Raw genomic sequence first — 26,072 nt, 5'->3', positions numbered from 1 at the left:
GCAGCTCTAAGCTGCCCTTTAAATTTTTGTTGTCGGTGCGGATTACTGCGCCAGATCCGACATCAGGCCCGCCGCAACGGCCAGACGCGAGACGGTGAGGTCTCCACCTTCGGTGAGCGCGACCATGCGGTTTCTCACCTGTTCGATCCGGACGCCGTCCGCATCGAGCCAAGCCGCAGCCGGGTCTTTCTCCTTGGCGAAGCGCTTCAGAGCGGCGATGGTGATCCCGCGCGCGGCCTGCGTGATGGTCTCGCTGGCACGCGAGAGGGCCAGTCCGTCATAATAGTCAGTGACGGGAATGGACCGTGCCGCATCTTCGATGCGTCCGATGCGGAAGGCTTCCGACACGCCGAAATAGGCCTTGGCAGTTGCCACCAGATCGGCTTCTGCCAGATGCGCGATCAGCGCGATATCCGGCATGATGCCCGCAAGCTGGAGATTGGCGAGACGCTGGGCCAGCTTTTCCGGCGCACCTTTCTCAACGAAGGCGGCCTTGTCGGTACGCACGGCGTTGCGCAGGAATTCCGGCATCAGGCCTTCGAAACGCGGTTCCAGTTCGGCACGCGCCTTGACGATGGTGCCAACCAGCTCGGTAAGGTTTGCGCGGGTCGTATCGTTGCGCAGAACCCAAGCCGTCGTCGCCTGCAACATTTCGCCGACCAGATGGTAGAACTGGTTCTGCACATCGCCCGGCACCTTGTTATCCAAGGCGTCGATGGCGTCGTAGATCGCATCGATCTCGAAACCGTCACGCACTGCGACATAGGCGCGAACGATATCCGAAGGCGACTTGCCGGTCGTATCGGCCAGACGGCTGATGAAGGTGATGCCGCCGCGATTGATGACATCATTTGCCAGCAAGGTTGCGACGATTTCCCGCTTCAGGCGGTGGCCGGAGATTTCCTCGGCATAGGTTTTTGCCATGCGCTTCGGGAAATAGCCGAACAGCAGCGACTGGAAGTAAGGCTCGTCTGGAAGTGCGCTTGCCACCAGATCGTCCGAGAGCGACAGCTTGGCATAGGCCAGCAGAACCGCCAGTTCCGGACGGGTCAGCGGCTGGCCAGCCTTCTGGCGTTCGGTCAAAAGCGCATCCGAAGGAAGATACTCGACCTTGCGGTCCAGAAGCTTCCGGTTTTCCAGCTCCGCCATGAAGCGTGCCTGATAAGGCAGCTCCGCCAAACCCTGACGCTCGCTCAGCGAAAGCGCCAGTGGCTGGAGATAGTTGTTGCGCAGCACCAGTTCCGAAACATCGTCGGTCATGCTGACCAGAAGCTTGTTGCGGGCAGGGCGCTTCAGCTTGCCTGAACGCATGGCTGCAGCCAGCGCAATCTTGATGTTGACCTCGACGTCCGAGCAGTTGACGCCAGCCGAATTGTCGATGGCGTCGGTGTTGCTGCGGCCGCCAGCAAGCGCATATTCGATACGTCCGCGCTGGGTCATGCCGAGATTGGCGCCTTCGCCGATCACACGGGCCCGTACATCCGAGCCGGTGATACGAATGGCATCATTGGCGCGGTCGCCGACCTGCGCATCCGTTTCACTGGAGGCGCGGATATAGGTGCCGATACCGCCGAACCATAAGAGATCAACCTGAGCTTTCAGGATGGTCGTCATGATTTCCTGCGGTGTCGCCGTGGTCTTGGCAAGGCCGATTGCGGCTGCTGCTTCGGCAGACAATGTGATGGTCTTCTGGCTGCGGCTATAGACGCCGCCACCCGACGACAGCTTGGAGCGATCATAATCCTGCCAGCTCGAGCGCGGCAGTTCGAACAGGCGCTTGCGCTCTGCAAAGCCGTCAGCCGGAACCGGGTTCGGATCAATGAAGATGTCGCGATGGTCGAAGGCGGCAACCAGCTTGATCTGCTCGGAAAGCAGCATGCCGTTGCCGAACACGTCGCCCGACATGTCGCCCACGCCGACAACCGTAAACGGCTCGGTCTGGATATCCATGTCGAATTCACGGAAATGCCGCTTCACGGCTTCCCAGCCGCCACGGGCGGTGATGCCCATGCCCTTATGGTCGTAACCAGCGGAACCGCCCGATGCGAAAGCATCGTCCAGCCAGAAATCATGCGCCTGGCTGATGGCATTGGCCGTATCGGAGAAGGTGGCCGTGCCCTTGTCGGCGGCGACGACAAAATAAGGATCGTCATTGTCGTGACGCACGACATTTTGTGGCGGCACCACATCGTTGTCGTGAATATTGTCGGTCACCGAAAGAAGCGTCGAGATAAACACCTTGTAGGCGTCACGACCCGCTTCGAAGACGGCGTTGCGGTCACCGCCCACTGGCAGGCGCTTCGGATAGAAACCGCCCTTGGCGCCGACCGGCACGATCACGGCATTCTTGACCTGCTGTGCTTTCACGAGGCCCAGCACTTCGGTGCGGTAATCCTGTGCACGGTCCGACCAACGCAGGCCGCCACGAGCCACTGCGCCGAAACGAAGATGCACGCCTTCGACTTCCGGGCCGTAGACGAAGATTTCGCGATACGGGCGCGGATCAGGCAGCCCGTCAACGAGACGCGGATTGAGCTTGAAGGCAAAGGTCACGCGCGGCTTGCCGTCACCATCCAGCGTATAGGCATTGGTGCGCAGTGTCGCTTCAATCAGGTTGCGGAACCGGCGCAGGATCTGGTCGTCATCGATGCTTGGTACGCCGAGAAGTGCTGTTTCGATGGCATCGATCAGCTTCTTTTCGGCGGCGTCACGGCGCTTCGCCGCTGGGTTGAAACGCAGATCGAACAGCGAATAGAGATCGCTGGCGATTTCCGGGTAGCGGTTGAGCGCGGCTGCGATGAAGCCCTGCGAATAGGCGATACCCGCCTGTTGCAGATAACGGCCATAGGAGCGCAGGATCATGATCTGGCGCGCGGTCAGGCGTGCCGTCTGCACCAGTGCATTATAGCCGTCATTGTCGGCAAAGCCGTCCCAGACGGTGCGGAACACGTCTTCCAGCATTTCGCCGTCATCGGTGAGATCGACCGGAGCGCCATAGGCGTTAACGAGCTGCATGTCGTGAACATAGACCGGCGCACCGTCTTTACCGGCTTGCGGCAGGTCGATGGTCTGTTCGCTGACGACGCGGAAGCCCATATTTTCTAAAAGCGGCACACGCTGCGACAGCACGACCGGCGCACCGTGATGATAGAGCTTCAGCGAAACCGCATCCGGTCCATCGGTGCGATACCGGTAGAAATCCACGAAAAGCGGCGCTTCCGGGCTGAGACCGGCAATGCGCGCGGCATCGACCAGCGCTTCCGGCGCGGTGAAGATTTCGCGATAGGATGGCGGGAAGCTCGCAGCCAGCGCCACGACGCCTGCATCGGCATTTTCAACGCTTTCACGCACCGCATCTTCCCAGGTGCGGACCATGGCGCGGACTTCCGCTTCGAGCGCTTCGCGGTCGATATGCGGCGTGGATCGTTCGTGACGGCGAATGACGAACTGAACGCGCGTCAGGCCGTTCTGAAGAAAGACCGGGTGGAACTCAAAGCTGTCGCCGCCATAAACGTCAACGAGATAGCGGCCGATTTTTTCACGCACGACCGAGTCGTAGCGATCACGCGGGATATAGACCAGCACTGTCGCGAAACGTCCGAAACGGTCGAGACGGGGGATGGCGCGCACGCGCGGACGCTCGCCCAGCGCGAGGATGAGTTCGGCATTGGCCGTCAGGCTTTCCGTGTCGATCTGGAAAAGCTCATCGCGCGGATATTCTTCCAGCACGTTGATCAGCGCCTTGCCCGAATGGTCTTCGCGGTTGAAGCCCAGATGCTTGATGACCGCATCGGCCTTTGAGCGAATGAACGGAATGCTGGCGACCGAGCTGATGTAAGCGACCGAGGTGAACAGGCCGACGAGGCGCAGTTCGCCCACGGCTTCGCCCTTCGGTCCGAAAATCTTCACGCCGATATAATCGAGATAGGAGCGGCGATGCACCAGCGACAGCGTATTGGCCTTGGTGACGATCAGCGGTTCGTTGCTGTCGAGGAATTCCGTGACCTCGCGCGGCGTTACCGTATCGTCGTCATCCTTGCGCAAGACGCGCACTTCATTGTCGCCAAGAACGCCGAGCGGCTCCTTGACAGCGACGAGGCTGCGCTTCTTGCCTGAGCCTTCAAAGGCAAGCTCACGCATGCCGAGAAAGATGAAATGATCGTCGCGCAGCCATTCGAGGAAGGCGATGGCTTCGGGCATGGCGGCGTTGCCGTTCAGCTCGTAAGCGCGCTTGTAATCTGCAATGGCGTCATCGAGACGCTTCAACATCGGCTTCCAGTCGCTGACGGCAAAACGCACCTGACCGAGAACGCGCTTCAACCCGTCCGTCAGATCGGCCTTGGCCTGTTTGCCAAGCGCGGGGAGGTGAATTTGCACAAGGCTGACGCGCTCAACGCCCTTGGCGGGGGCGAGCTGCGATGCTTCGCCGAGAATGACCAATCCATCCTTTTCCCGAGCAATATCGAGAACCGGGTGCACGACCATGAAAATCTGGCTGACGTGATTGTTCAGCTCGCCCAGAATGGAATCGAGCAGGAACGGCATGTTGTCGTTGACGATGGTGATGACATTCACCGGGCGACCGTGACGCTCGATGCCATTATCGACGCTGATGATGCTCTTACCCTTGCGGTAGGATTCAAGCGCCGCATAGCCATGGCGGGCAGAACTGTCGAGAGCTTCGGCATCGTAAGCAGCCAGATCTTCTGGCGGAGCCCACTCGAAGAGGAGCTGTGAGAAGGCTGCCAGTGCCTTCGGCTTCCCTCCCTTTTTTTCCTCTTTGCTTGCCTTGGAATTCTTAACTTTGCTCGACCGATCCTGCTTTGCAGTCACGTCGGATACTCCTGTCATGATGGCAATGCGCGCCAAACTAGCAGATTAGACTTTTCTTTCGATGACAAATCGCTGCGAATAACGAAAAATTTCCCGAAAAGTCAGAAAATTGGCATCTAATCCATTTAATTTGGAACAAAATATCGAAAACTTCGGGCAATTTTTCTAAAAATACCGGAGAAATTCACCGTGCGCTATAAAACGACGTCCGTTGACGGCGGAAAAGGCTCCGCTTCGCCACAATTCAGACCAAAGTCGTAGATGATTCTGAGATGTAGGCGCTATCAAAGTTCGATCAGATGATCGTCCAATTCGTTAATATTGTCAGTGCCTGCGGGGAAGTGTTTTTCCAGAAGCGTGCCCGCCTGACCGATCGCCATGACGAACCCCTCCGCCATCTGCGAGCGCGACGCATGATGGATCAGCGTTGCGACAATGGCGTTCCATTCGTCCTGTTCGACACGTGCATGAATACCGGCATCGGCGATGACTTCGGCATAGTGTTCGGCCATGGAAACGAAGAGCAGAATGCCGGTGCGGTTTTCCGTGATGTGGACGTTGCGCGCCAGGAATTGTTGCAGCGCATTGAGATGGGCGCGCTTGTAGCGGATACGGCGCGGCACCAGCAGCATGCGGATCGATGGCAACAGCCAGAGAACCAGCATCGCCGAAATGAAGGCGGCCAAAATGGCAAGGCCGAACATCGGCAGGCTGATATCAAACCAGTACCAATGCGCGAGCAAGGCGGCGATGACCGAAGCAAGCAGGATGCCGCAAGTCGCGACAAAACCCGCTGCAAAGAAATAGTCGTCACTGCTGCGCGCCAGAACGGCGTAGATTTCGCCGCTGGTCTCGGCTTCCGCCTGCCGGATTGCCTCTGCAATGCGGGTATGGTCCTCAGCGCCAATCAGCGTGTGATGCTTCATCGTCGCGTCTCCCTACCAGCTTCCCGAGGCGCCGCCGCCACCCGATGAACCGCCGCCGCCACCAAAGCCGCCGCCACCGCCACCGGATGACCAGCCGCCGCCGCCCCAGCCGCCACCACGACCGCCGGAGCCGCCGCTTGAATTGGTGTTGATCGTCATGCCCAGCCACTCATAGCGCCCGGGGCCGAGCTTGCGTCCGAAGATCGGGGCAAGCACCGCGAAACCGAAACCGCCGAAGAAAATCAGGCACCAGAAGGTGATGAAGATGACGGCAACCCAGTCCACATCGTCCGAGCTGGTTTGCGCATTGCGCTTGGCGCGCGCTTCAAGTTCGGCTGCATCACCGGATAGAACGGAAAGAATGCCGTCCACGCCCTGCACGATGCCGCCGCTATAATCGCCAGTGCGAAAGGCGGGAATGATGGTGCCGTTGATGATAACGCTCGACAGCGCATCGGTCATCGTGCCTTCAAGCCCGTAGCCGACCTCGATACGCACCTTGCGGTCGTTCGGCGCGACAACGAGCAGGATGCCGTTGTTTTCCTGCTTCTGGCCAAGAGCCCAGCTACGAAACAGGCGGTTTGAATAGGATTCGATGTCTTCGCCATTGAGGCTCGGCACCGTCACCACCACTACCTGATCGGACGACTTGGCTTCAAAATCCGCCAGTTTCTGGGTCAGTTGCTGACGCTCCGCCGGATCGATGATGCCCGCATTGTCGACCACCCGACCGGTGAGGGCGGGTGTCTGCTTCGTCGTGTCCTGCGCATAGGCAACCGTCATCGGTTGCAGGGTCAGGATAGCGGAAAACAACAGAACGATGCATGCAAACAGGTATCGCGGCCAGTGAAGGCCGCGATGATCGCGTGAAAATGCTGTGCCCGCCGCCACGGTAGCGACCGTCAGTTAAACTTGACTTGCGGTGCTGCCTGGCTGCCAGCATCAGCGCTGAAGGTTTGCATCGGCTGGGCGTCGCGATACCAGATCCAGGTCCAGATCATAGTTGGCATGGTCCGCAGGGTGGTGTTGTAGACGCGAACCGCCTCAATATAGTCGCGGCGCGCCACGGCGATGCGGTTTTCCGTGCCTTCCAGCTGCGATTGCAGCGCGAGGAAGTTCTGATTGGCCTTGAGGTCCGGATAGCGCTCGACCACCACCATCAGACGCGACAGGGCGCTGGTGAGATTGGCCTGATTGTCCTGGAACTGCTTGAAGAGTTCAGGATTGTTGAGCGTTTCCGGCGTGATCTGCACTTGCGTCGCCTTGGCGCGCGCATCGATCACCGCTTGCAGCGTGTCCTTTTCATGGGCCGCATAGCCCTTCACGGTCTCAACCAGATTTGGCACGAGATCGGCACGGCGCTGGTACTGGTTCTGCACCTCGCTCCAGGCGGCCTTGGCCTTTTCCTCATTGGTCGGGATCGTGTTGAAACCGCATGCGGAGAGCAGCGGAACAAGAAGGGTGAGACCAAGAGCAATGAAAATACGGCGGAAAGAAAAAGAAGAGGCAACCGTCGCAGCCGACATGGGTTTCTCCTGAAAAAGGACGCTTTGCCAAGCGCCCGAATACTGATGTCGTGGCCCGAATATTCGCAATCACGCAAATGCGAGCCGTCAAATCAATAAGATAGCGTAATTTCGCGCCTCGTCCAGTCCGTTTGGTGAGAGTATGCCATGCGTTTCAACTCTATGTTGACTTAGTCAACACTTTGGATATTGATAGAGTCAACATAGGGAGACGCCGCGCCACGGCGTATGAAGCGATGACGGAAGTGGAAAAGCGAGATGACATTGGCGCATTGCGCGCTTTCAATCGTGTCTATACGCGCCGCCTTGGCCTGTTGAACGCTCATCTCGACAAGAGCCCGTTCACCTTGACCGAGGCGCGCATTCTTTACGAAATCGCACATCGTTCCGCGCCGACTGCCGCGGATATCATGCGGGCGCTGGGACTTGACCGTGGCCAGCTGAGCAGGACATTGAAGCGCTTCACAGAGCGCGGATTGATCGAGACGGAGCCGCATCCGGAAGGCGGTCGCAGCCGCCCCATTCTGTTGACCGAGGCTGGCTGCACGACATTCAGCGCTCTGGAGCGCAATACCTGCGATGCCGTGGGCGAACTTCTCGATGGTTTACAACCTGACCGCCGCCGCGATCTGCTGACGGCAACCGATGCGATCATGCGCGTTTTCGACGAAGGTCAGACCGGGCAGGTGCTCTTGCGTGATCTCAAAGCCGGTGATCTCGGCTGGATCATCCATCGCCAAGCCGTTCTCTATACCGGCGAATATGGCTGGAACAATGATTATGAAGCACTCGTCGCCCGCATTCTCGCCGATTTCAAGCAGGCTTTCGACCCTGCGCATGATGCGGCATGGGTGGCGGAAATCGACGGTCGCATCGTGGGATCGGTCTTTCTGGTCAAGGGCGACCAGCCTAAACTTGGCAAGCTGCGTCTGCTCTATGTCGAACCGGATGCGCGGGGCGCGGGTGTCGGAGCGAAGCTCGTCAACGCCTGCATCGAGCGTGCACGTGCTGTCGGCGATGAGCGCCTCACACTCTGGACGAATAGTGTGCTGACAGCTGCACGGCGTCTTTATGAGCGGGCTGGGTTCAGGCTTGTCGAAGAAGCGCCGCACCATTCCTTCGGTGTCGATTTGATCGGCCAGACGTGGGAGTTAGACCTCACGGCAAGTCTTTCCGGACAAATGAAGGCCAGTGCATAAAAGAAAAGCGGCGGATTGCTCCGCCGCTTTCTCAAACACGCAAACTGCGCGAAAGATTATTCGCTTGCAGCAGCTTCTTCAGCCGGAGCAGCTGCAGCAGCAGCGGCTTCTGCAGCCTTGGCAGCAGCTTCTTCTTCAGCCTGCTTGGCCAGAGCGATACGCTCCTGAGCCTTCTTACCTGGCTCACCCTTGGTCGGGTTGCTGCGAGCCGGACGCTTGGCAATGCCAGCCTGGTCGAGGAAGCGCAGAACGCGATCGGTCGGCTGTGCGCCCTGAGCGATCCAATGCTGGATGCGGTCGGCGTCGAGCTTTACGCGTTCAGCGTCCTTGGCCAGCATCGGGTTCCATGCGCCAACGGTTTCGATGAAACGGCCGTCACGCGGGCTGCGGACGTCGGCAACGACGACGTGGTAGTAAGGACGCTTCTTGGAGCCAGCGCGGGCGAGACGAATCTTGAGGGACATTTTTTCTTTCCTTTAGACAATTGTTTGGCCCTGACGGGCTATCGGTAGTTCTGCCCGTCAGGGCAATGGATCAAGCCGTTATCGGCTATTTATTTTCCGCTGTGATTGGCAGCGGCATGCTCATGATGCCGAATGACTTCCTTCACGATGAAGTTCAGGAATTTTTCGGCGAAATCGGGGTCGAGATGGGCGTCGACGGCCAGAGCGCGAAGGCGCTCGACCTGACGCTTTTCGCGAGCCGGGTCAGCCGGGGCGAGGCCCCGTTCGGCCTTCAGCACGCCCACTGCCTTTGTGCAGCGGAAGCGTTCGGCCAGCATATGGATCAGCGCCGCATCGATATTGTCGATGGAGGCACGCAGTGACAGAAGTTCGGCGGGTGCAGTGTTCTGTTCGTCGCTCATAATGCTCACTTCTTCTTCGGCAGACCTGGAAGGCCGCCACCAAGACCCGGAAGCTTGGGGCCGCCCAAACCGGGGAGACCGCCGCCAGAAAGTCCAGGCAAGCCGCCGCCTTTCGTCAGACCAGCCGCTTCCGCCTGCTTGGCAAGCGCTTCAAGCTGCTTCGGGTCCATCTTCGACAGATCCGGCATGCCGCCGAGGCCGCCCATGCCGCCACCAAGGCCCATCTTGCTGGCAAGACCGCCCATCATCTGCTTCATCATTCCGCCCTTGCCCTTGCCCATGACTTTCATCATGTCGGCCATCTGGCGGTGCATCTTGAGAAGCTTGTTGATGTCAGCGGCGTTGGTACCGGAACCCTTGGCAATGCGCTGCTTGCGGCTGTGCTTCAACAGGTCCGGATTGGCGCGCTCAGCCTTGGTCATGGAACCGATAATGGCGAGCTGGCGGTCAAAGACCTTGTCGTCGAGACCGGCTGCAGCAACCTGATCCTTCATCTTGCCCATGCCGGGCATCATGCCCATGATGCCGCCCATGCCGCCGAGCTTCTTCATCTGGCCCAGCTGGTCGGCGAGATCGTTGAGATCAAACTTGCCGGACTGCATCTTCTTGGCCATCGCAGCGGCTTTTTCCGCGTCGATGTTTTCAGCAGCTTTTTCGACGAGCGAAACAATATCGCCCATACCGAGAATACGGTCGGCAATACGCTTGGGATAGAATTCCTCAAGCGCATCCATTTTTTCGCCGGTGGCGATCAGCTTGATCGGCTTGCCGGTGATCGCGCGCATCGAAAGGGCTGCACCGCCACGACCGTCACCGTCCATACGGGTCAGAACGATACCGGTGATGCCGACGCGTTCATCAAAATTGCGCGCCAGATTGACAGCGTCCTGACCGGTCAGGCTGTCGGCAACGAGCAGAATTTCATGCGGATTGGCGGCCTTGCGGATATCCGCCATTTCCACCATCAGCGGCTCGTCAATATGCGTGCGGCCGGCGGTGTCGAGAATGACGACATCATGCGCGCCAAGCTTGGCGGCCTGAACGGCGCGCTTGGCGATTTCGACCGGCGTTTGACCGGCGATGATCGGCAGCGTGTCGACGCCGGTCTGGATGCCCAGCTGACGAAGCTGCTCCTGCGCGGCCGGACGGCGCGTATCGAGCGACGCCATCAGTACTTTCTTGCGCTGGCGCTCGGTGAGGCGCTTGGCGATCTTGCCGGTGGAGGTCGTCTTACCCGAACCCTGCAAGCCGACCATCATAATGACGACTGGCGCAGGCGCGTTGAGATCAATGGAAACGCCTTCGGTGCCGAGCATTTCGATAAGCTCGTCATGGACGATCTTAACGACCATCTGGCCGGGCTTGATGCTCTTGAGAATCTCTGCGCCGACTGCCTTCTCACGAACGCGGTCGGTAAAGGAACGAACCACTTCCAGCGAAACGTCGGCTTCAATGAGCGCACGACGCACTTCGCGCAGCGCTGCCGTCACGTCGCTTTCAGAGAGAGCGCCGCGTCCGGTGAGGCCGTTCAGGATGGAGCCAAGACGCTCCTGAAGTGATTCAAACATCGCGTTTCCTTATATCCGGGAGTAGGCGGGAGGCTTATCCGGGATAGATCGTCCCGCGTGTCTGCCAGTTCAAGAAGCACCCAAAGCGATACAGCACCCGAGGGCGCAACGCGCTGTCGGATGTGGACCTCCGGGATCGCTTTATACCAAAATGGGTCCCGGTCGGTGGCTCGCGTTCTGAAGATCGCGGATAGATTGAGGGGTGGATTAGGGCTCAAAGTGCGGAATGTCAAGCAAAACTCGGTCGTTTTGCCGTTCTTTCACCCGATTTAGCGCATATCCGCCGATGACATTACGGTGTGGGAATGGCAAATTCCCGCATAAGGCGAATCATTTTCGCGGAACAGTTCACAGCAGATCACTCACAAGGAGATAAGAATGGCGTTGACTGCCAAGGGCCGGATTTGGGCGGCGACAGTTCTTGCAGCGGGCATGTTTGCGGGTGCAGGCGCGGCGCAGGCCGCACAATGCGGCAATAATGCTGCCGGTTACAATGCGTGGCTGCAGCAGACCCTGAAGGAAGCGCCATCGCGCGGCGTTGGCAAGGCGGGCATCAGCGCGCTGGCCAGCACCAAATATGCGCAGGCCACCATCAATGCCGACCGCAACCAGAAGAGCTTCAAGCTCTCCTTCGAAGACTTCATGAAGAAGCGCGGCGCGGATACGATCATCAAGCGCGGCAAGGCCATGAAGGCGCAGAATGCGGCTCTCTTCGCCAATATCGAAAAGCGTTACGGTGTTCCTGCCGGTCCGCTGATCGCGATCTGGGGCATGGAAACCGGCTTCGGCAACTATCTGGGCAAGCAGAACACGGTTTCGGCCGTTGCAACGCTGGCCTATGACTGCCGCCGTACCGAATATTTCACCGAACAGCTCTATGCCGCACTCAAGCTCGTCGATCAGGGCGACCTCAGCCCGCAGGCTGTCGGCGCCATGCATGGTGAAGTTGGCCAGACCCAGTTCATGCCGGCAAACGTCCTGAAATACGGCGTCAGCGGTTCGGGCGGTGCCCATTTCGATCTGAAGAACAAGGCGGACGCTCTTCATTCGACCGCCAACTTCCTGGTTGGCCATGGCTGGAGCCGTGGTGCAGGCTATCAGCCGGGTGAGCCGAATTACGGCGCGATTCAGGGCTGGAATGCAGCGCAGGTTTACCAGCGCGCCATCGCCGTCATGGGCAAGGCTATCGACGGGAATTAAGAAGAATGATGGAGCGCTGCTGAAGCGCTCCTCATGTTCTGAAACTAAAAAAGCCCCGGTCAAACCGGGGCTTTTTATTGCCGTCTGGCAAGATTTACAAAATGGGTTCGCCGGCTTCAGGGCGTTTGAAATCGCCGGTCTGGTGATCCATTACCCAAAGCTCACCGGTCGAAATATCGAACCATGCGCCGTGCAGGCTGAGCTTGCCCTTCTTCTCCAGAATATCGACGCAAGGGAAGGTGCGCAGATTATTCAGCGAATAGCGGATCGAAATGCGCTCCAGTGCTGTCTGGCGCTCGGTCGGCGTCATCAGGCTGTTGCCGCTGACAGCTTCAGCCGCAGGCGCAATCAGACTCATCCACTTGCCGATGAAATCACCGGGCGACAGAGGCGCGCTTTCCGTATCGAGCGCAGCTTTGATGCCGCCGCATCGTCCATGGCCCATGACCACGATGTGCTTCACCTTGAGGCTTTGCACTGCGAATTCCAGCGCAGCCGATGCCGCATGAAACTCGCCGTCGGGCTCGTAAGGGGGAATGAGATTGGCAACATTGCGCAGGACGAAGATTTCGCCGGGCGCAGAGTTGAAGATTGTTTCGGGAGCAGCGCGGGAATCGCAGCAGGCAATAACCAGAGTTTCCGGTGATTGTCCTTTTTCCGCCAGTTCGCGATAGCGCGCGGTTTCCCGTGCGAAATGCTCCGTCATGAAGGTTTTGTAACCCGAGAGGAGTGTGTCCGGAAGATCAGCCATGGCGTTTCAATATCCTTATCGAAAACCGAGATCAATCAAAATGATCAGGCCCATATCGTCATTCGCAGACCGTGTGCATCATGCTCGGCAAGGGCAGGATGTGCTCGGGCTTCGCCGTGCGTATAACGTCTGGCCACGAGAAACATGGCGCAGGCGTCGAGAAAGTCATCATCCTTTGCGCCACGTGGAGCGCGCAGGCTGACAAAATTTTCTGACAGACCACAGCGTATCAGCAAGGCTTGGCGTTCGGCCATGCCTTCTGGATTGACACGCCCTTTGATCTTCTTGGGCAGCGTCATGGCGCTGGGACCACCGGGGCCGCCGTTCAGCATGGCGAAGGCGAGTTCCGGGTGAGATTCGATCACACGTTCGCGCAAGCGTGGCTCGCCGCGCAGAACCGTGTCGAGTTCGCGGATTTTCGGAAACAGTCCAAAGGCCTGTCGGGAAACCTTGCGGGGTGGATCGGACCGCTCCATCGAGCGGGCACAGCTTTCGCGATAATCTTCGGCATAAACGGCTTCGCGCGGAGGAATGGAAAAGAGGCTCGATTGTCTTGCGCCAAGATGCGCCCGCGCTGTGCGTTCGGCTGCGCGTGTGCCTGTTTCCGGTAATCCGATCGGCATATCAACCGCGATAATGGCATTATCCGGCAGCGCCGTAATCAGTGCAGCAAAGCTGCTGAAAACGTCGGCACGCATGCCACTGCCTTCGCCCGACACGGCGATCCAGCCGCCTCGGCAGCCATCGACGCCAGCAACGGGCGTCGCTTCACGCGTCAAGCGCGCAATCCCTTGGTTGGGTGTACAAGACGTCGCGTCTGCACCATGGCCATGGGCGTGGCAAGGCTGGAGGCGTCGGCTTCCAGCATCAGTTCATCGGCACCGCGTTTTGCCGAGCGCGCCATGATTTCGAACACAGCAGCCGTTGTGCTCTGCAAGGTCTTTTCTTCCGATTGCCCGGAAAGGCGGCGCGCGAGAAACACAGCAGAGGTCAGATCGCCAAGTCCGTTGGTCGGACCATCCACACGACGATGCTCGGCCATCAGCGCCATGGTCGGCGTCAGCAATATATTGCCGATACTGCCAGCCATCAGCGGGAAGGCGGAGGTGACAAGCATGGTTGCCGGTCCGGCGTCCAGTGCAGCTTCCATCAGCGATTTGTTGTCTTCCAGTGGCACGCCGGTCAGCCAGGACAGTTCGAACCGGTTGGGTGTGGCGATATCGGCAAGCGGCATGAGTTTGTCGCGGATGCCGATAGCGGTTGCCTCCGGCACATAGAGGCCTTTCTCATCGCCGATCACCGGGTCGCAGAGATAGACGGCGTTCGGGTTTTGGGCCTTGACGCCCTTGACCAACTCAGCAACGGCTGCCGCCTGTTCCGGGTGGCCGAGATAGCCCGTCAGGATTGCGCCGACTTCCCCAAGCCATGGAGCGCGCTGAAGATCCTGCATAAGGCGCAGAAATTCTTCCGGCGGCGGCACGATGCGCCCGGCTGGGCCATGGCCGGGATGCCAGGGCAGGACTACGGTTGGCACGGCCCAGACAGGAAACCCCAGTGTTTCCAATGCGAAAACAGCGGCCCGGTTGCCCACCGAACCGCGCACGACATGGCTTGAAATGACAATAACGGTTGTCGCGTCCGAAGGCGCAGAAAGCGTCATGTTAGACCTAGCTTTGCATGAGATAAAAGAGGAGCCAGACGATGATCGCCAGCGTGATGAGAAGGCCGAGGGTTCGTCCGATGCGGGTGGCCCAGAGTTCGATGCGGTCGTTTTCCGGCGCGTCCCCGGCGGCAAGGTGATTGGTGGTGCGGGCAAAACCGCGACGGACGAGACCTTCCGCCCCGGTCTGTTCGCGGTCCAGCCGATCCAGAATACGGCGCGCTTCTTCCTGGCGCTCGCGTCCCGGACCGCCTGCATCCTCGCCTATGCCAGCCTGCTGGCGTTCACCCATGATCTGCCTGCCTCGCCGAAGTGACTCGCATCCCCGAAACCCGGTGTAGCATTATGCTTGCAACGTGGTTCTGCAAGCGGAATAGTTGTATTCTATGAGAGCTTTACGACGAGCTTGCCGAAATTGCCGCCTTCAAGCATCGAAATAAAGGCTTTCGGTGCGTTTTCGAGCCCTTCCACAATGTCTTCGCGATAGCGGATTTGACCGTCGGCGATCCATTTTGCCATATCGTGATAAAAAGCGGGGCGCTGATCGGCAAAGTCGCGCTGGATGAAGCCGCGAATGGTCAGGCTCTTGGACAGGATATCGCGCATAACAAGCGGCAGGCGGTCGGGACCGTCGAATGGGCCGCTCTGGTTATATTGCGCGATGAGCCCGCAAACCGGCACACGGGCAAAAGGATTCAGCAACGGGAAGACCGCTGCGAAAACCTTGCCGCCGACATTCTCGAAATAGACGTCGATACCGTCCGGGCAGGCCAGCGCCAGTTCCTGGGCGAAGTTCGGGCTGTGATGGTCAACGGCAACGTCGAAACCGAATTCGTCTATCAGCGCCTTGCACTTGTCCGCGCCGCCCGCAATGCCGACCGCCCGTGCACCCTTCAGCTTGGCGATCTGCCCGACAGCGGAACCAACGGGACCGGTAGCTGCTGCAACGACAACGGTTTCGCCTTCCTTGGGCTGGCCGATGGTCAAGAGGCCGGAATAGGCGGTGAAGCCCGGCATGCCAAGGACGCCAAGCGCGGTGGTCAACGGCGCCTGCTCGGGATCAAGCTTGCGCAAGGTTGAGGCATTGGCCACCGCATAGCTTTGCCAGCCGGAATGGGACAGTACGAAGTCGCCTGGCGCGAAGCCTGCGCTGTGGCTTTCAACCACTTCGCCCACTGTGCCGCCTTCCATGACCGAACCGATCTCCACTGGTGCCGCATAGGATTTGGCGGCGCTCATGCGGCCGCGCATATAGGGGTCGAGCGAAAGATAACGCAGCTTCAGAAGCACTTCGCCTTCGCCAGCGCCCGGAACTGCCGCTTCCTCAAGCCGGAAGTTTTCCGCCGTGGGGCGTCCGTCCGGACGCGATGCGAGCACGATGCGCTGGTTGATCTTTTCGCCCATGGGGTAACTCCTGTTGTTGAGGACCGGTGTCGAACCGGAACGATATGCAGTGCATCCAGTTCCGCAACGGTTACTCACTTTTGAAGACGGCTTGGTGAAGAACTGCTATGGAATGATGTAACAGTGATTTGTAAATCCATTCGCTCTGAGGCTAAAGCAAAATGACCCAAGATACGTTGTTTCTTCTGACGCCGGGTTTCAAAGATACGGCCTATCCCGGACAGGAATTCTACTGCTGGCATTGCGCGCTGATCGAGGGTGTTCTGGCGTCGTTTCCGTCGCTCGGTGGAGATTTGAAGATCGAGCGCATCGCATTTGCAAGACCGCGCGAGAAGGTGATCCAGCTTGCGGGTGAGGAAAATCAGTCTCTGCCGTTGCTGGTTTTGAAAGATGGCGACCGCACGTCATTCGAAACGGGCACTTATCAGGGGCGCTCGCTAATTGCCGATCCGCACAAAATTCTGGCCGCGTTAACGGAGCGGCACGGCTTCCCGTCGCCGCATCCGTGACCGGAAGGGTGGGTCAGACGTAGCTTCCCAGCGCCACACGGCTGAACTGCCAGTTAACCTCCGGCAGTTCGGAAGCCGGGAAAGACAGTACGATCTGTTTGGATGTGACAGGCCCGCGGAAACCGGCGAAGAAGATCGTATCTTCGAGCTGTGGCGCGACCTCGAAACAGGAGAAAACCCAGGTGTCGTCGCGGTCAGCAGACAGGACGATCAGGCCATTTTCATCGTAGGAAATATCGACCGTGGGGTGCAGATGGAACCGCACCGCAATATTGTCGCGCCCATTGGATTTCAATGGCCGCCCGTCGCCGCGATAGAAGCGGTCGGCACCCTGAATGACACTGCCATTGTGCGAGAGCACGAGGCGGCGTTCGTGATAAATGCCGAACAGGCGCGCATAGCCGTCATGGCTTGCCACAAAACCCTGACGGCCCATTTCTTCGATACGGTCGCGCTGCACGCGCGTCGGCCCGGCAATGATCGGCGTGCCGATCATGTTGGAAAGCCCGGCATTGAGGCTGAACCGACACGACGATGTGTCGTTGATGGTCGCCGTTGAGTGGGCGGCGGTCGAGCGTCCCAATGGACGAAATTCCGGCGGGCCGAAACGGTCGATGCCGGAATTGACGATATAGCGCTGGCGTCCGGAGGACATTTCGAAGGCGAGACAGCCTGCATGGGCGTCCCTCGATGCGGTGACCGGCGGCGGCAGGCCCGTATCGGCGATGATGGTCGTCGATCCCATGGAAAGACGTTCATAGCCGGAATAGGGCGCATGGGTCAGCGGTGAACCAGCCGTTTCATCGTGGCGCAGCACGGAGATGATGCGCTCCGGCATGGTCGGGCCAACGCCGTTGAACAGCGCAAGGCTGCCATCCTGATGCCGGAAGAAGCGCAATGCGGGCAGCATGCGCTCCACTGCTTCAATCAGGGCTTTCGGCGGCGATTCTGTGCCATTGGCATAGGTCTGGCGCAGTGGCAGAAGATCAGCCAGCAACTCCAGAACTGTCACCGGATTGCGCGAGATATGCCCGCCATCGGGCAAAATCTGGCGCTTCAGCTCATATTCGAGATTGCGGCGGGCCGCACGTGCGGTCGGTGGCGAAACCGGCAATGCGAGCGCCGCGAAAGCCAGCGCGATACGTGCGCGCAGCCGCTCTTCGCCGTCGTCCATCGCACCTGCCACCGTGCGCAGATAGCGAACCTGCATGGCGAGAGAACGCATGAACTTGCGATAGGCGGGCATTTCTGCGCCGGAAAGGATAAGATTGGAGTGCTGCAACCAGGCGATGATGCGCTGCGCCGTCACTTCCGGCGCCCAGGCGAGGCCGCCGATGCGCTTGCCAAACATGCGCATCCAGTCATCGACAAGCGCCCGCGCATTGGCAGTCGCCAGTTCGCTGTTTGCGCTTTTCAGATGGCGCAGCCAGCCGAAGCTCTGCAACGCTGCTTCCCATTCGGGTGTCGGCGGCTCGACGGCAAAGGGCGAAAGCCCGCCGGTTTCGACGAGACGGCCTGCAAGCGCGAAGCGCCCGTGATAGAATTCCTGCGCCAGCTGCGGGTCGGCAACACGCAGATCCGGCGGTGCAATCAGGATACGGTCGGGCGTAAAGCCGGTGAAGCGCCAGCTGTAGAGCGGCCCCATACGCAGGCGGCGGCTGAACTTGCGCCACGCCTGTGCTACGGCCAGTCCCCAAAGGTGAGGGGTTTCGCTCAGCGCGACTGCCACCCGGTCTTTCTCCGTATCGTTTGTCATTGTGTTTACGCATATCCAACGCAAAACCGCTTCGCACTTTTGCTGGAAATGCTCTAATCCTCTAGGCCGGGTCAGAATTCCGGCCTTCTTTACAATTCTATAGAATGATGAATCGAGCGTTAACCATAACGGGTATCGCTACCCGTTATGACAATTTTTACGATTTGGCTGGCTCACGAGCGCCGCTTGAAGCGTGCTGCGAAGAAACCGTCCATGCCCGCCATATGCGGATCGTCGTCGAAACGGTCTGACGGCAGATCGGCTGGCGTGGAGCGCAGATATCCTTCGCCGGTGATCAGCCCTTCGAGGCCGGGACAATCATCAAGGGTGATCGGGAAGGGTTCCAGCAGCGGATTTTCCGCCGCCTTGCGAGCCATTTCCTCGCCTTCAAGCGGATGCAGCGAGCAATTGGAAAAGACGATCACGCCGCCCGGCTTCACCAGCGTTGCAGCATGGGCCAGCAGCTTGCCCTGAAGGTCGGCGAGCTTTGTGATATCTTGCGGCGTCTTGGTCCACGGGACGTCGGGATGGCGACGCACCGTGCCGGTGGACGAACAGGGCGCGTCGAGAAGCACAGCGTCGAAAAGCTCTTCCGGCACGAAATCCATCAGATTGGTCGCAACGGTCTTCGCCTCGTAACCGAGGCGCTCCAGATTGCCGCGCAGACGCTTCAACCGGTTTTCGGACAGATCGAGCGCGGTGACATCAGCACCTTGCTGAACCAACTGGGCCGTCTTGCCGCCCGGCGCTGCGCAAAGATCGGCGACGCGTTTGCCCTTGATTTCGCCCATCAGGCGCGCAGGCAGGCTTGCCGCCACATCCTGCACCCACCAGTCACCCTCGGCAAAGCCGGGCAGGTCGGTCAGCGCGCCATCAACGGTATGCACGCGAACCGAGCCGTTCGGTAATGCAATACCGCCGAGTTTCTCAGCCCAGACTTTCGGATCGCCCTTCACGGTGAAGTCGATCGGCGGCTCATAGGCATGCATGGCAAAGATGGCTGCGGCTTTTTCCGCGCCGTAAGCATCGACGATGCTCTTGGAGAACCATTCGGGCACATTGCCTTCCGGTAGCAATGTATGTGCGAGCGCGCGTTCCTTGTTGCGCGACAGACGGCGCAACAATGCATTGACCAGACCGGCATATTTGCGGTTGCGCGGATCACCATTGGCGGCTTCCACCGCCAGATCCACGGCCGAATGGTCGGGAAGGTCGAGATAGAAAATCTGCGCCACAGCGACGTGCAGCAAATGCTTGAGCGCGACGGCGTTTTCCGGCAAAGGCCGGTCGAGACGCTTGGAAATGGCCCGTTCGATAGCGCCGCGATTGCGCAGGCTTGCGCCGAGAATGGCGCGCACCAGCGCACGGTCGCGGGGTTCCAGCGCCAGATATTGCGGGTGGCCGTGACTGTTGTCGGTCAGTCCGTCGAGTGAGGTGTTCTTTTCTATCACCGCACCCAGCAGACGCGCCGCACATTGGCGCGCCGGCAAGCCCGGGCGATCCACTGTATTGTTCTGTACTAACGGCTTGTTGTTTCCACGCTTTGGCGCGGGTTTCTTATCGTTCACGCTGTTCTACTTTATCTGGCGCGCATCTCATCCAAAAATGGCTGTGCGCTTTTTGGCATACGCTTTTAGGACCATGGGCCCCGATAGCCGGAACCGCCACTGTTGTTATCGCCTGCATTACCCCATGGACCACTGCTTTGGGAAGGGGCAGCAGCGCGCGGAGCCATTCCGGCCGAGCGAATACCCATTTCCCCGGCCAGCTGTTCAAGCGCTGCGATGCGATTATCGGTGTCCGGGTGGGTCGAGAAAAGATTGTCGGCACCGCGTCCGCTCAGCGGATTGATGATGAACATATGGGCGGTTGCCGGGTTGTGTTCGGCATTTTCATTGACGGTAGCCTTGGCGCTGCGCGCAATCTTGTTGAGCGCGGAAGACAGCCACAGCGGATTGCCGCAGATTTCCGCGCCGCGTTTGTCGGCGGCATATTCGCGGGTACGGCTGACGGCCATCTGCACGATCATTGCGGCAAAGGGCGCGACGATCATCGCCAGAATGGTGCCGATGACGCCAATGACGCCATTGCCGTTTTCACGGTTGCCGCCCAGAAAGAAAGCGAAGTTGCCGAGCATCGAAATGGCGCCAGCCAGCGTCGCCACGATGGTCATGGTGAGCGTATCGCGGTTTTGCACATGCGCCAGCTCATGCGCCATCACGCCTGCGACTTCTTCCGGCGTCAGGCGCTGAAGAAGACCCGTGGTGGCGGCGACGGCTGCATTTTCGGGATTGCGCCCGGTGGCAAAAGCATTGGGCTGGTCTTCGTGGATGATGAACACCTTCGGCATGGGCAGACCGGCATTGGCGGCAAGTCCGCTCACCATGCGGTAATAATCCGGGGCTGTGCGTTCATCCACCTGCTGTGCATTGTACATGCGCAGCACCATCTTGTCGGAGTTCCAGTAGCCGAACAAGTTCATGCCGACAGCGAACACCAGTGCGATCATCATACCGCCGCCGCCGCCCAGCAAATAGCCGATGCTCATGAACATGACTGTCATGAGAGCAATCAGCATGGCAGTTTTCGTCATATTCATGCGTTCTGGTCTCCAATTCAGCGAGAGTTTATCTCAAACAGGGTTTTGCGTCCCACCTATTCCTGCCTATATGATGGGTATCAAAAGCCTGCGCTTCAATAATAGGACTTCAGCGGATGACCGACAAACTCAACGAAACCGACATCGACGAGAACGCTGCGCCGCGCAAGTTTGAAGATCTGCCTCCGGCTGCCCAGCGCGCTCTCCAGGAAGCGGAAGAACGCCGCGCCGCCGAAACGAATGCCAAGGCCCCGCGTGAAATCGGCGGCCGCGGCGGTAAGGACCCGGCGCGTTTCGGCGATTGGGAGATCAAGGGGCGCACGATCGACTTCTAAGCTCGTAAGCTTGGGATATTCCCGCTCCTGCGGCCTGCAAATCGCGTTCTTCTGCGCTTCCGGTGCTCATGTACTTAAGTACACTCCGCTCCGGTTCTCGAAGACCACCATTTTCGGCATGCAGGACCGAAAATCTCACCAAGCTTTGGCGGTAGCAGGATAAGCAAGAAGGCCGGGAAATTCCCGGCCTTCTTGCTTTACTTCTTGTTCTGACGGTTGGCGATCAGATCGTTCATAACTACTGGAACTGTCGATGTATTGTCCAGCGAACTGAAATTATCTTTGATCGTTTTTCTTATTGTTCGCCGTTATCTATCGTGAAGATGAATTTCTCCAATTATAAAATTTTTTGTACCCTAGATATTATGGAGTGCCAATAAGTATATTCTATAATAGAATTAAATTTCGAATTTTAATACTTTTTATTTTAAATGAGGATGTAATGGCTATAAACCCAATGAACATAAGAGAAAGGAGCAATTCTGTTGGTGTTTGTCCACCTCCACCCACTGATGAGGGAGTCCCTCGACTGTCTCCTGCGCAAGGAGATCATGTTTTCGGGGATATTGTAGGTGTCGTTCTGGGCGCGGTAGAGGATGTTCGTAAAAATGGCAACCGGGATAACCCCACACTAAATAATCGGGATGCAATTGCATCGTTCGGCAGGCGTATTCAAGATTTAAAAGTTATGGATTTGGGGCATCATGCAAATATTGAAAATCCCAAGACGCAACGAAAGGGGGCGGCTGAACTTGACATGCATTCTCATTACTTTGGAGGGCAAGCTGACAGAGTGAGGTGGCATATTGTTGATATAATGGAAAAAGGATACACCTTTGATAGGTATATTAGACTTTCCAGGGAGCTTGATAGGCTTCTTGATGTGTTGGTAGATGAAACTGCTTTGAAGCATTATCTTTATAAAGTAAAAGAATGCAGAGATGCTGATGCAAATAATACGATACATAATGCAATTTCTGTTGAGGCTGCACGCTCTCTCATAGAAAAGGCTCCGACGAGCAAGAATAAAGACGTCGTTCAGTCAATAATAAAGCGTATCGATCATTTTAAATGGGGGTTTCTTCAGCTTATTAAGAATTATTATTATTTTTACGATGTAAGATTAAAATGTGATACGAGGCATTTTTGATTTTGCCTCGTATCATGCAGCGTGAATATTTCGTTATTTCTTGTTCTGGCGTTTTTCGATCAGATCGTCCACGACGCCCGGATCGGCGAGTGTCGACGTGTCGCCCAGTGAGCCGAAATCATCCTCGGCGATCTTGCGCAGGATACGGCGCATGATCTTGCCCGAGCGGGTCTTCGGCAGGCCGGGCGCGAACTGGATCTTGTCCGGCGTGGCGATAGGGCCGATTTCCTTGCGCACATGCTGGGTCAGCTCCTTGCGCAGCTCATCAGCGTCCTGCGCCTCAGCGCCCGTCATCAAGGTGACGTAGCAATAGATGCCCTGTCCCTTGATCGGGTGCGGATAGCCGACAACGGCTGCTTCCGAAACCGAGTGATGCGAGACGAGTGCCGATTCGATTTCCGCCGTGCCAAGACGGTGGCCGGAAATATTCAGCACGTCATCGACGCGACCGGTAATCCAGTAATAGCCGTCTTCGTCGCGGCGACAGCCGTCGCCGGTGAAATACTTGCCCTTATAGGTGGAGAAGTAAGCCTCGATGAAGCGCTTGTGGTCGCCATAAAGCGTGCGCATCTGGCCCGGCCAGCTGTCGGTGATACACAGATTGCCGTCGGTCGCGCCATCGACCACGTTGCCCTCATTATCCACGAGCTGCGGCTTGACGCCGAAGAACGGACGTGTGGCGGAGCCGGGCTTGAGATCGGTTGCGCCGGGCAGCGGCGTGATCAGAATACCGCCGGTTTCCGTCTGCCACCAGGTATCGACGATGGGCGACTTTTCATCGCCGACCACGTGATAATACCATTCCCAGGCTTCCGGATTGATCGGCTCGCCGACTGAGCCGAGCAGGCGCAGCGATGAGCGGGAAGAACGGGTGACGAATTCATCTCCAGCGCCCATCAATGCGCGGATGGCCGTTGGTGCGGTATAGAAGATGTTGACGTGGTGCTTGTCGATGATCTCCCAGAACCTGCCCTGATCGGGGAAATTCGGTACACCTTCGAACATCAGTGTTGTGGCGCCATTGGCCAGCGGACCATAGACGATATAGGAATGGCCCGTGACCCAACCCACATCCGCCGTGCACCAATAGGTGTCGCCGTCGTGATAGTCGAAGACATATTGATGGGTCATCGAGGCATAGACCAGATAACCGCCGGTGGTGTGCAGCACGCCCTTTGGCTTGCCGGTGGAGCCGGATGTGTAGAGGATGAACAGCGGATCTTCTGCATTCATCGGTTCCGGTTCGCAATGCGGTTCGACGCTGGCGACTTCCTGATGATACCAGAGGTCGCGGCCACGGCCCCAACTGACCTTGCCGCCGGTGCGGCGCACGACCAGCACCTTGTTGACCATGACATATTGCTTGGCGGCAATATCGATGGCGGTGTCGGTGTTTTCCTTCAGCGGAACCGGCTTGCCACCACGCACGCCTTCATCGGCGGTGATGACGAAAGTGGATTCACAATCGACGATACGACCGGCCAGCGCTTCCGGCGAGAAACCAGCGAAAACCACTGAATGCACCGCGCCAATGCGCGCGCAGGCGAGCATGGCATAGGCGGCTTCCGGGATCATCGGCAGATAGATCGTGACGCGGTCGCCCTTCTTGACGCCGTGCTTCTTAAGAACATTCGCCATGCGGCAAACATTTTCATAAAGCTCGCGATAGGTGATCTTCTTATCGATATAGGGGTTGTCGCCTTCCCAGATGATCGCGACCTTGTCGCCACGGCTCTTCAGGTGGCGGTCGATACAGTTGTAGGAGACGTTGGTGACGCCGTCCTCATACCACTTGATGGATACGTCGCCATTGAAATCGGTGTTCTTGACCTTGGTGAAAGGCTTGAACCAGTCGATGCGGCGACCATGCTTGGCCCAGAAGCCATCCGGATCGCTCACGCTTTCCTTGTACCATTCGAGGTAGGTCTCATTGTCAATGAGCGTGTTCTTCTTTGCCTCCGGCAGTACGGGGTAAAGCTTTTCCGACATCATTTCCTCCAAGTTTCACCAACGTCCTCTCGTCAGTGCGTGGTTCGTAACCACTGTTGGGTCTTATCTAGCTTCCTAAGCTGTGAAGGTAAATTAGACGATTGGTGCGTCTCCCGTCCACAATGACGCAGGTTAAATCTTTGAATTGGCAGCACTCATAGCTATTTGTTGCTAACATCTTGTTTTTACACTTTAAAAACCATTTGGAGTGATTATCTCAAATCCAGGAGCCGAGTATACGGCTCTTCACAAAAAGGGGAAATCGCCATGACGACGTCCGCTTTTCACGCAAAATCGGCCTTCGAACTGCAACTCGCCGGTTATGGTCTGACGACGGCGAAACTCTTCTACCACATGCCGGATCATCCGCATCTGCTTCAGCTGTTTGTCTGGCAGGAATATGATGTCGCGCCGGAGTTTCCGGTGCTGCACCATTTCATCGAGTTTTGGAAACGGGAGATCGACGGGCCGCTGCATTCGGTAATCTATACGCATTGCCGCTTGCTCGGCCCATCGGACTGGAGGAATGTGCAAGGGGAGATCGTTCTGCACTGAACGATAATGTGAGCAAACAGGCAACCGAGGCCATATGACGCTTCCGCATCTGACCAATCCGGGCAAGGCACTGCTTTATGCCTCGAAGACATTGCTCGGTTGCCTTATTTGCTGGTTCGCGCTCCGCTGGGCGGGGATTGAGCATCCTATCTGGGCCGTGATTACCGTCCTGATCATTTCCGATCCGGATGTGCGCGCAACGCTGGCATTGGCGCAGGCGCGGGCGATCAACACGGCGGTCGGTTGTTCCATCGGGATGCTGACGATCTGGATATTCGGTTATTCTCCGCTGGCTAGCCTGTTCGGCGCAGCATTGACGGTGCTGCTCATTCTGATGATCGACAAATATCCGATCAACTGGCGGCTGGCGCCCGCAACCGTGGTGATCGTCATGGATGCGGGACGCTTTGCCCAGACGCGCAATGAGGAATTGCTGCTCGCCCTTTCAAGGCTTGTCGAAATCGCGCTTGGATGCGCCGTGGCGATTGCGCTTGCCTGGGTCTACACGCGGATCATCGCTCGCATCAAAGCGCACAGTGAGGTTCAGGCTGGAGACATATAGGAACGTCCGCCAAAAATCGCCGAGCCGACACGAACCGAAGTTGCGCCGAAGCCGATGGCGGTTTCATAATCGCTCGACATACCCATGGAGAGCTTTTCGACACCAGCTTCGCGGGCGAGCTTTTCCAGCAGGGCAAAATGCGGTCCCGGATTTTCATCTGCTGGTGGAATGCACATCAGCCCTTCGATGGCGAGGCCATGTTCGTCGCGGCAGCGGGCGACAAAGGCAACGGCATCCTTCGGTGCAATTCCGGCCTTCTGCTCTTCCAGACCCGTATTGACCTGTACATAGAGTTTCGGGCTCTTGCCCTGCTTGTTGATCTCGTCGGCAAGGGCGGCTGCGATCTTCTCACGGTCCACCGTTTCAATGACGTCGAAAAGGGTAACGGCATCGGCGGCCTTGTTCGATTGCAGCGGGCCGATCAGATGCAGTTCAATGCCGGAATAATCATCGCGCAGTTCAGGCCATTTGGCTTGCGCTTCTTGCACGCGGTTTTCGCCGAAGACGCGCTGTCCAGCGTCAAGCACCGGGCGGATCGCATCCGCATCGAAGGTTTTCGACACGGCGACGAGCGTGACCGAGCCTTTGTTGCGACGCGCTTCTTTTTCGGCAGTGGCGATTGCGGCCTTGACCGTGTTCAGGTTCGTGACGATATCTGACATGAAACTCTCGCTTTCAGGCTTTT

At 58.0% G+C, this 26,072-nt stretch carries 24 protein-coding genes; 7 read left to right on the top strand and 17 right to left on the bottom strand.

Going from position 1 to position 26,072, the window contains the following annotated elements:
• Positions 1 to 42 precede the first annotated feature (42 nt).
• From FHW03_RS17300 to FHW03_RS17285, 4 genes are all read right to left on the bottom strand, one after another.
• Positions 43 to 4,833, bottom strand: a complete 4,791-nt coding sequence (locus FHW03_RS17300) for an NAD-glutamate dehydrogenase (RefSeq protein WP_182521745.1) — start codon at positions 4,831 to 4,833, stop codon at positions 43 to 45.
• A 284-nt stretch (positions 4,834 to 5,117) separates the two neighbouring features.
• Positions 5,118 to 5,759: a TPM domain-containing protein gene (locus FHW03_RS17295; protein WP_182521744.1), complete on the bottom strand. Its 642-nt coding sequence runs from the start codon at positions 5,757 to 5,759 to the stop codon at positions 5,118 to 5,120.
• Between the two features lie 12 nt (positions 5,760 to 5,771).
• Complete coding sequence (locus tag FHW03_RS17290; RefSeq protein WP_182521787.1) at positions 5,772 to 6,581, bottom strand: YgcG family protein; 810 nt, start codon at positions 6,579 to 6,581, stop codon at positions 5,772 to 5,774.
• A gap of 80 nt (positions 6,582 to 6,661) precedes the next feature.
• On the bottom strand, positions 6,662 to 7,285 hold the full coding sequence (locus FHW03_RS17285; protein ID WP_182521743.1) for a LemA family protein: 624 nt from the start codon (positions 7,283 to 7,285) through the stop codon (positions 6,662 to 6,664).
• Between the two features lie 236 nt (positions 7,286 to 7,521).
• Here FHW03_RS17285 and FHW03_RS17280 point away from each other — a divergent pair, with 236 nt between their 5' ends.
• Positions 7,522 to 8,484 carry a helix-turn-helix domain-containing GNAT family N-acetyltransferase gene (locus tag FHW03_RS17280; RefSeq protein ID WP_182521742.1) on the top strand — a complete coding sequence of 321 codons (963 nt, stop codon included), beginning with the start codon at positions 7,522 to 7,524 and terminating at the stop codon, positions 8,482 to 8,484.
• Between the two features lie 56 nt (positions 8,485 to 8,540).
• On the opposite strand, the gene rpsP is transcribed toward FHW03_RS17280, so the two are convergent.
• From rpsP to ffh, 3 genes are all read right to left on the bottom strand, one after another.
• The gene (rpsP, locus tag FHW03_RS17275; RefSeq protein ID WP_078339574.1) at positions 8,541 to 8,948 is read right to left on the bottom strand and encodes a 30S ribosomal protein S16; all 408 of its coding nucleotides are present in this window, start codon (positions 8,946 to 8,948) and stop codon (positions 8,541 to 8,543) included.
• An 89-nt stretch (positions 8,949 to 9,037) separates the two neighbouring features.
• Complete coding sequence (locus FHW03_RS17270; RefSeq protein WP_078339573.1) at positions 9,038 to 9,349, bottom strand: chorismate mutase; 312 nt, start codon at positions 9,347 to 9,349, stop codon at positions 9,038 to 9,040.
• Positions 9,350 to 9,354: 5 nt separating this feature from the next.
• On the bottom strand, positions 9,355 to 10,917 hold the full coding sequence (ffh, locus tag FHW03_RS17265) for a signal recognition particle protein (RefSeq protein WP_182521741.1): 1,563 nt from the start codon (positions 10,915 to 10,917) through the stop codon (positions 9,355 to 9,357).
• A 378-nt stretch (positions 10,918 to 11,295) separates the two neighbouring features.
• Between ffh and FHW03_RS17260 the strand changes: the two genes are divergently transcribed.
• Positions 11,296 to 12,117: a lytic murein transglycosylase gene (locus FHW03_RS17260; protein WP_182521740.1), complete on the top strand. Its 822-nt coding sequence runs from the start codon at positions 11,296 to 11,298 to the stop codon at positions 12,115 to 12,117.
• A 94-nt stretch (positions 12,118 to 12,211) separates the two neighbouring features.
• Here FHW03_RS17260 and FHW03_RS17255 read toward each other — a convergent pair whose 3' ends face one another.
• From FHW03_RS17255 to FHW03_RS17235, 5 genes are all read right to left on the bottom strand, one after another.
• Positions 12,212 to 12,868, bottom strand: a complete 657-nt coding sequence (locus tag FHW03_RS17255; protein ID WP_182521739.1) for a carbonic anhydrase — start codon at positions 12,866 to 12,868, stop codon at positions 12,212 to 12,214.
• 44 nt (positions 12,869 to 12,912) lie between these two features.
• The gene (locus FHW03_RS17250; protein WP_182521738.1) at positions 12,913 to 13,647 is read right to left on the bottom strand and encodes a DUF429 domain-containing protein; all 735 of its coding nucleotides are present in this window, start codon (positions 13,645 to 13,647) and stop codon (positions 12,913 to 12,915) included.
• Complete coding sequence (pdxY, locus tag FHW03_RS17245; RefSeq protein WP_078339568.1) at positions 13,644 to 14,528, bottom strand: pyridoxal kinase PdxY; 885 nt, start codon at positions 14,526 to 14,528, stop codon at positions 13,644 to 13,646. The genes FHW03_RS17250 and pdxY overlap by 4 nt, the downstream gene beginning before the upstream one ends.
• 7 nt (positions 14,529 to 14,535) lie before the next feature.
• On the bottom strand, positions 14,536 to 14,820 hold the full coding sequence (locus FHW03_RS17240; protein WP_182521737.1) for a hypothetical protein: 285 nt from the start codon (positions 14,818 to 14,820) through the stop codon (positions 14,536 to 14,538).
• 92 nt (positions 14,821 to 14,912) lie between these two features.
• Positions 14,913 to 15,932, bottom strand: coding sequence for an NADP-dependent oxidoreductase (locus tag FHW03_RS17235; protein WP_182521736.1), 1,020 nt, complete (start codon positions 15,930 to 15,932; stop codon positions 14,913 to 14,915).
• A gap of 161 nt (positions 15,933 to 16,093) precedes the next feature.
• Between FHW03_RS17235 and FHW03_RS17230 the strand changes: the two genes are divergently transcribed.
• Complete coding sequence (locus tag FHW03_RS17230) at positions 16,094 to 16,441, top strand: DUF3088 domain-containing protein (protein WP_182521735.1); 348 nt, start codon at positions 16,094 to 16,096, stop codon at positions 16,439 to 16,441.
• Positions 16,442 to 16,454: 13 nt separating this feature from the next.
• On the opposite strand, the gene FHW03_RS17225 is transcribed toward FHW03_RS17230, so the two are convergent.
• The 3 genes from FHW03_RS17225 to htpX form a co-directional block, all read right to left on the bottom strand.
• On the bottom strand, positions 16,455 to 18,197 hold the full coding sequence (locus FHW03_RS17225; protein ID WP_182521734.1) for a heparinase II/III family protein: 1,743 nt from the start codon (positions 18,195 to 18,197) through the stop codon (positions 16,455 to 16,457).
• 173 nt (positions 18,198 to 18,370) lie between these two features.
• Positions 18,371 to 19,765, bottom strand: a complete 1,395-nt coding sequence (locus tag FHW03_RS17220) for an RsmB/NOP family class I SAM-dependent RNA methyltransferase (RefSeq protein WP_182521733.1) — start codon at positions 19,763 to 19,765, stop codon at positions 18,371 to 18,373.
• Between the two features lie 65 nt (positions 19,766 to 19,830).
• Positions 19,831 to 20,796, bottom strand: coding sequence for a zinc metalloprotease HtpX (gene htpX / locus FHW03_RS17215; RefSeq protein WP_182521732.1), 966 nt, complete (start codon positions 20,794 to 20,796; stop codon positions 19,831 to 19,833).
• A gap of 116 nt (positions 20,797 to 20,912) precedes the next feature.
• Here htpX and FHW03_RS17210 point away from each other — a divergent pair, with 116 nt between their 5' ends.
• Both FHW03_RS17210 and FHW03_RS17205 read left to right on the top strand, forming a co-directional pair.
• On the top strand, positions 20,913 to 21,131 hold the full coding sequence (locus FHW03_RS17210; RefSeq protein ID WP_182521731.1) for a DUF1674 domain-containing protein: 219 nt from the start codon (positions 20,913 to 20,915) through the stop codon (positions 21,129 to 21,131).
• 442 nt (positions 21,132 to 21,573) lie between these two features.
• A complete protein-coding gene (locus FHW03_RS17205) occupies positions 21,574 to 22,281 on the top strand; it encodes a hypothetical protein (protein WP_182521730.1) in 708 nt (235 codons plus the stop codon).
• 33 nt (positions 22,282 to 22,314) lie between these two features.
• Here the strand turns inward: FHW03_RS17205 and acs are convergent, their stop codons facing one another.
• Positions 22,315 to 24,270 carry an acetate--CoA ligase gene (gene acs, locus FHW03_RS17200; RefSeq protein WP_182521786.1) on the bottom strand — a complete coding sequence of 652 codons (1,956 nt, stop codon included), beginning with the start codon at positions 24,268 to 24,270 and terminating at the stop codon, positions 22,315 to 22,317.
• A gap of 267 nt (positions 24,271 to 24,537) precedes the next feature.
• Between acs and FHW03_RS17195 the strand changes: the two genes are divergently transcribed.
• Positions 24,538 to 24,825 carry a Usg family protein gene (locus tag FHW03_RS17195; RefSeq protein ID WP_182521729.1) on the top strand — a complete coding sequence of 96 codons (288 nt, stop codon included), beginning with the start codon at positions 24,538 to 24,540 and terminating at the stop codon, positions 24,823 to 24,825.
• A 34-nt stretch (positions 24,826 to 24,859) separates the two neighbouring features.
• Complete coding sequence (locus FHW03_RS17190; protein ID WP_182521728.1) at positions 24,860 to 25,387, top strand: FUSC family protein; 528 nt, start codon at positions 24,860 to 24,862, stop codon at positions 25,385 to 25,387.
• On the opposite strand, the gene FHW03_RS17185 is transcribed toward FHW03_RS17190, so the two are convergent.
• Positions 25,369 to 26,049 carry a YggS family pyridoxal phosphate-dependent enzyme gene (locus FHW03_RS17185; RefSeq protein WP_182521727.1) on the bottom strand — a complete coding sequence of 227 codons (681 nt, stop codon included), beginning with the start codon at positions 26,047 to 26,049 and terminating at the stop codon, positions 25,369 to 25,371. The two genes, FHW03_RS17190 and FHW03_RS17185, sit on opposite strands and share 19 nt — an antisense overlap.
• Between the last annotated feature and the right edge of the window lie 23 nt (positions 26,050 to 26,072).

The organism is Ochrobactrum sp. RH2CCR150, assembly GCA_014138095.1.
Lineage (GTDB): Bacteria > Pseudomonadota > Alphaproteobacteria > Rhizobiales > Rhizobiaceae > Brucella > Brucella gambitense.
Note: the sequence above shows the minus strand (reverse complement) of the source record. Positions and strands in the feature narration are given on the sequence as shown.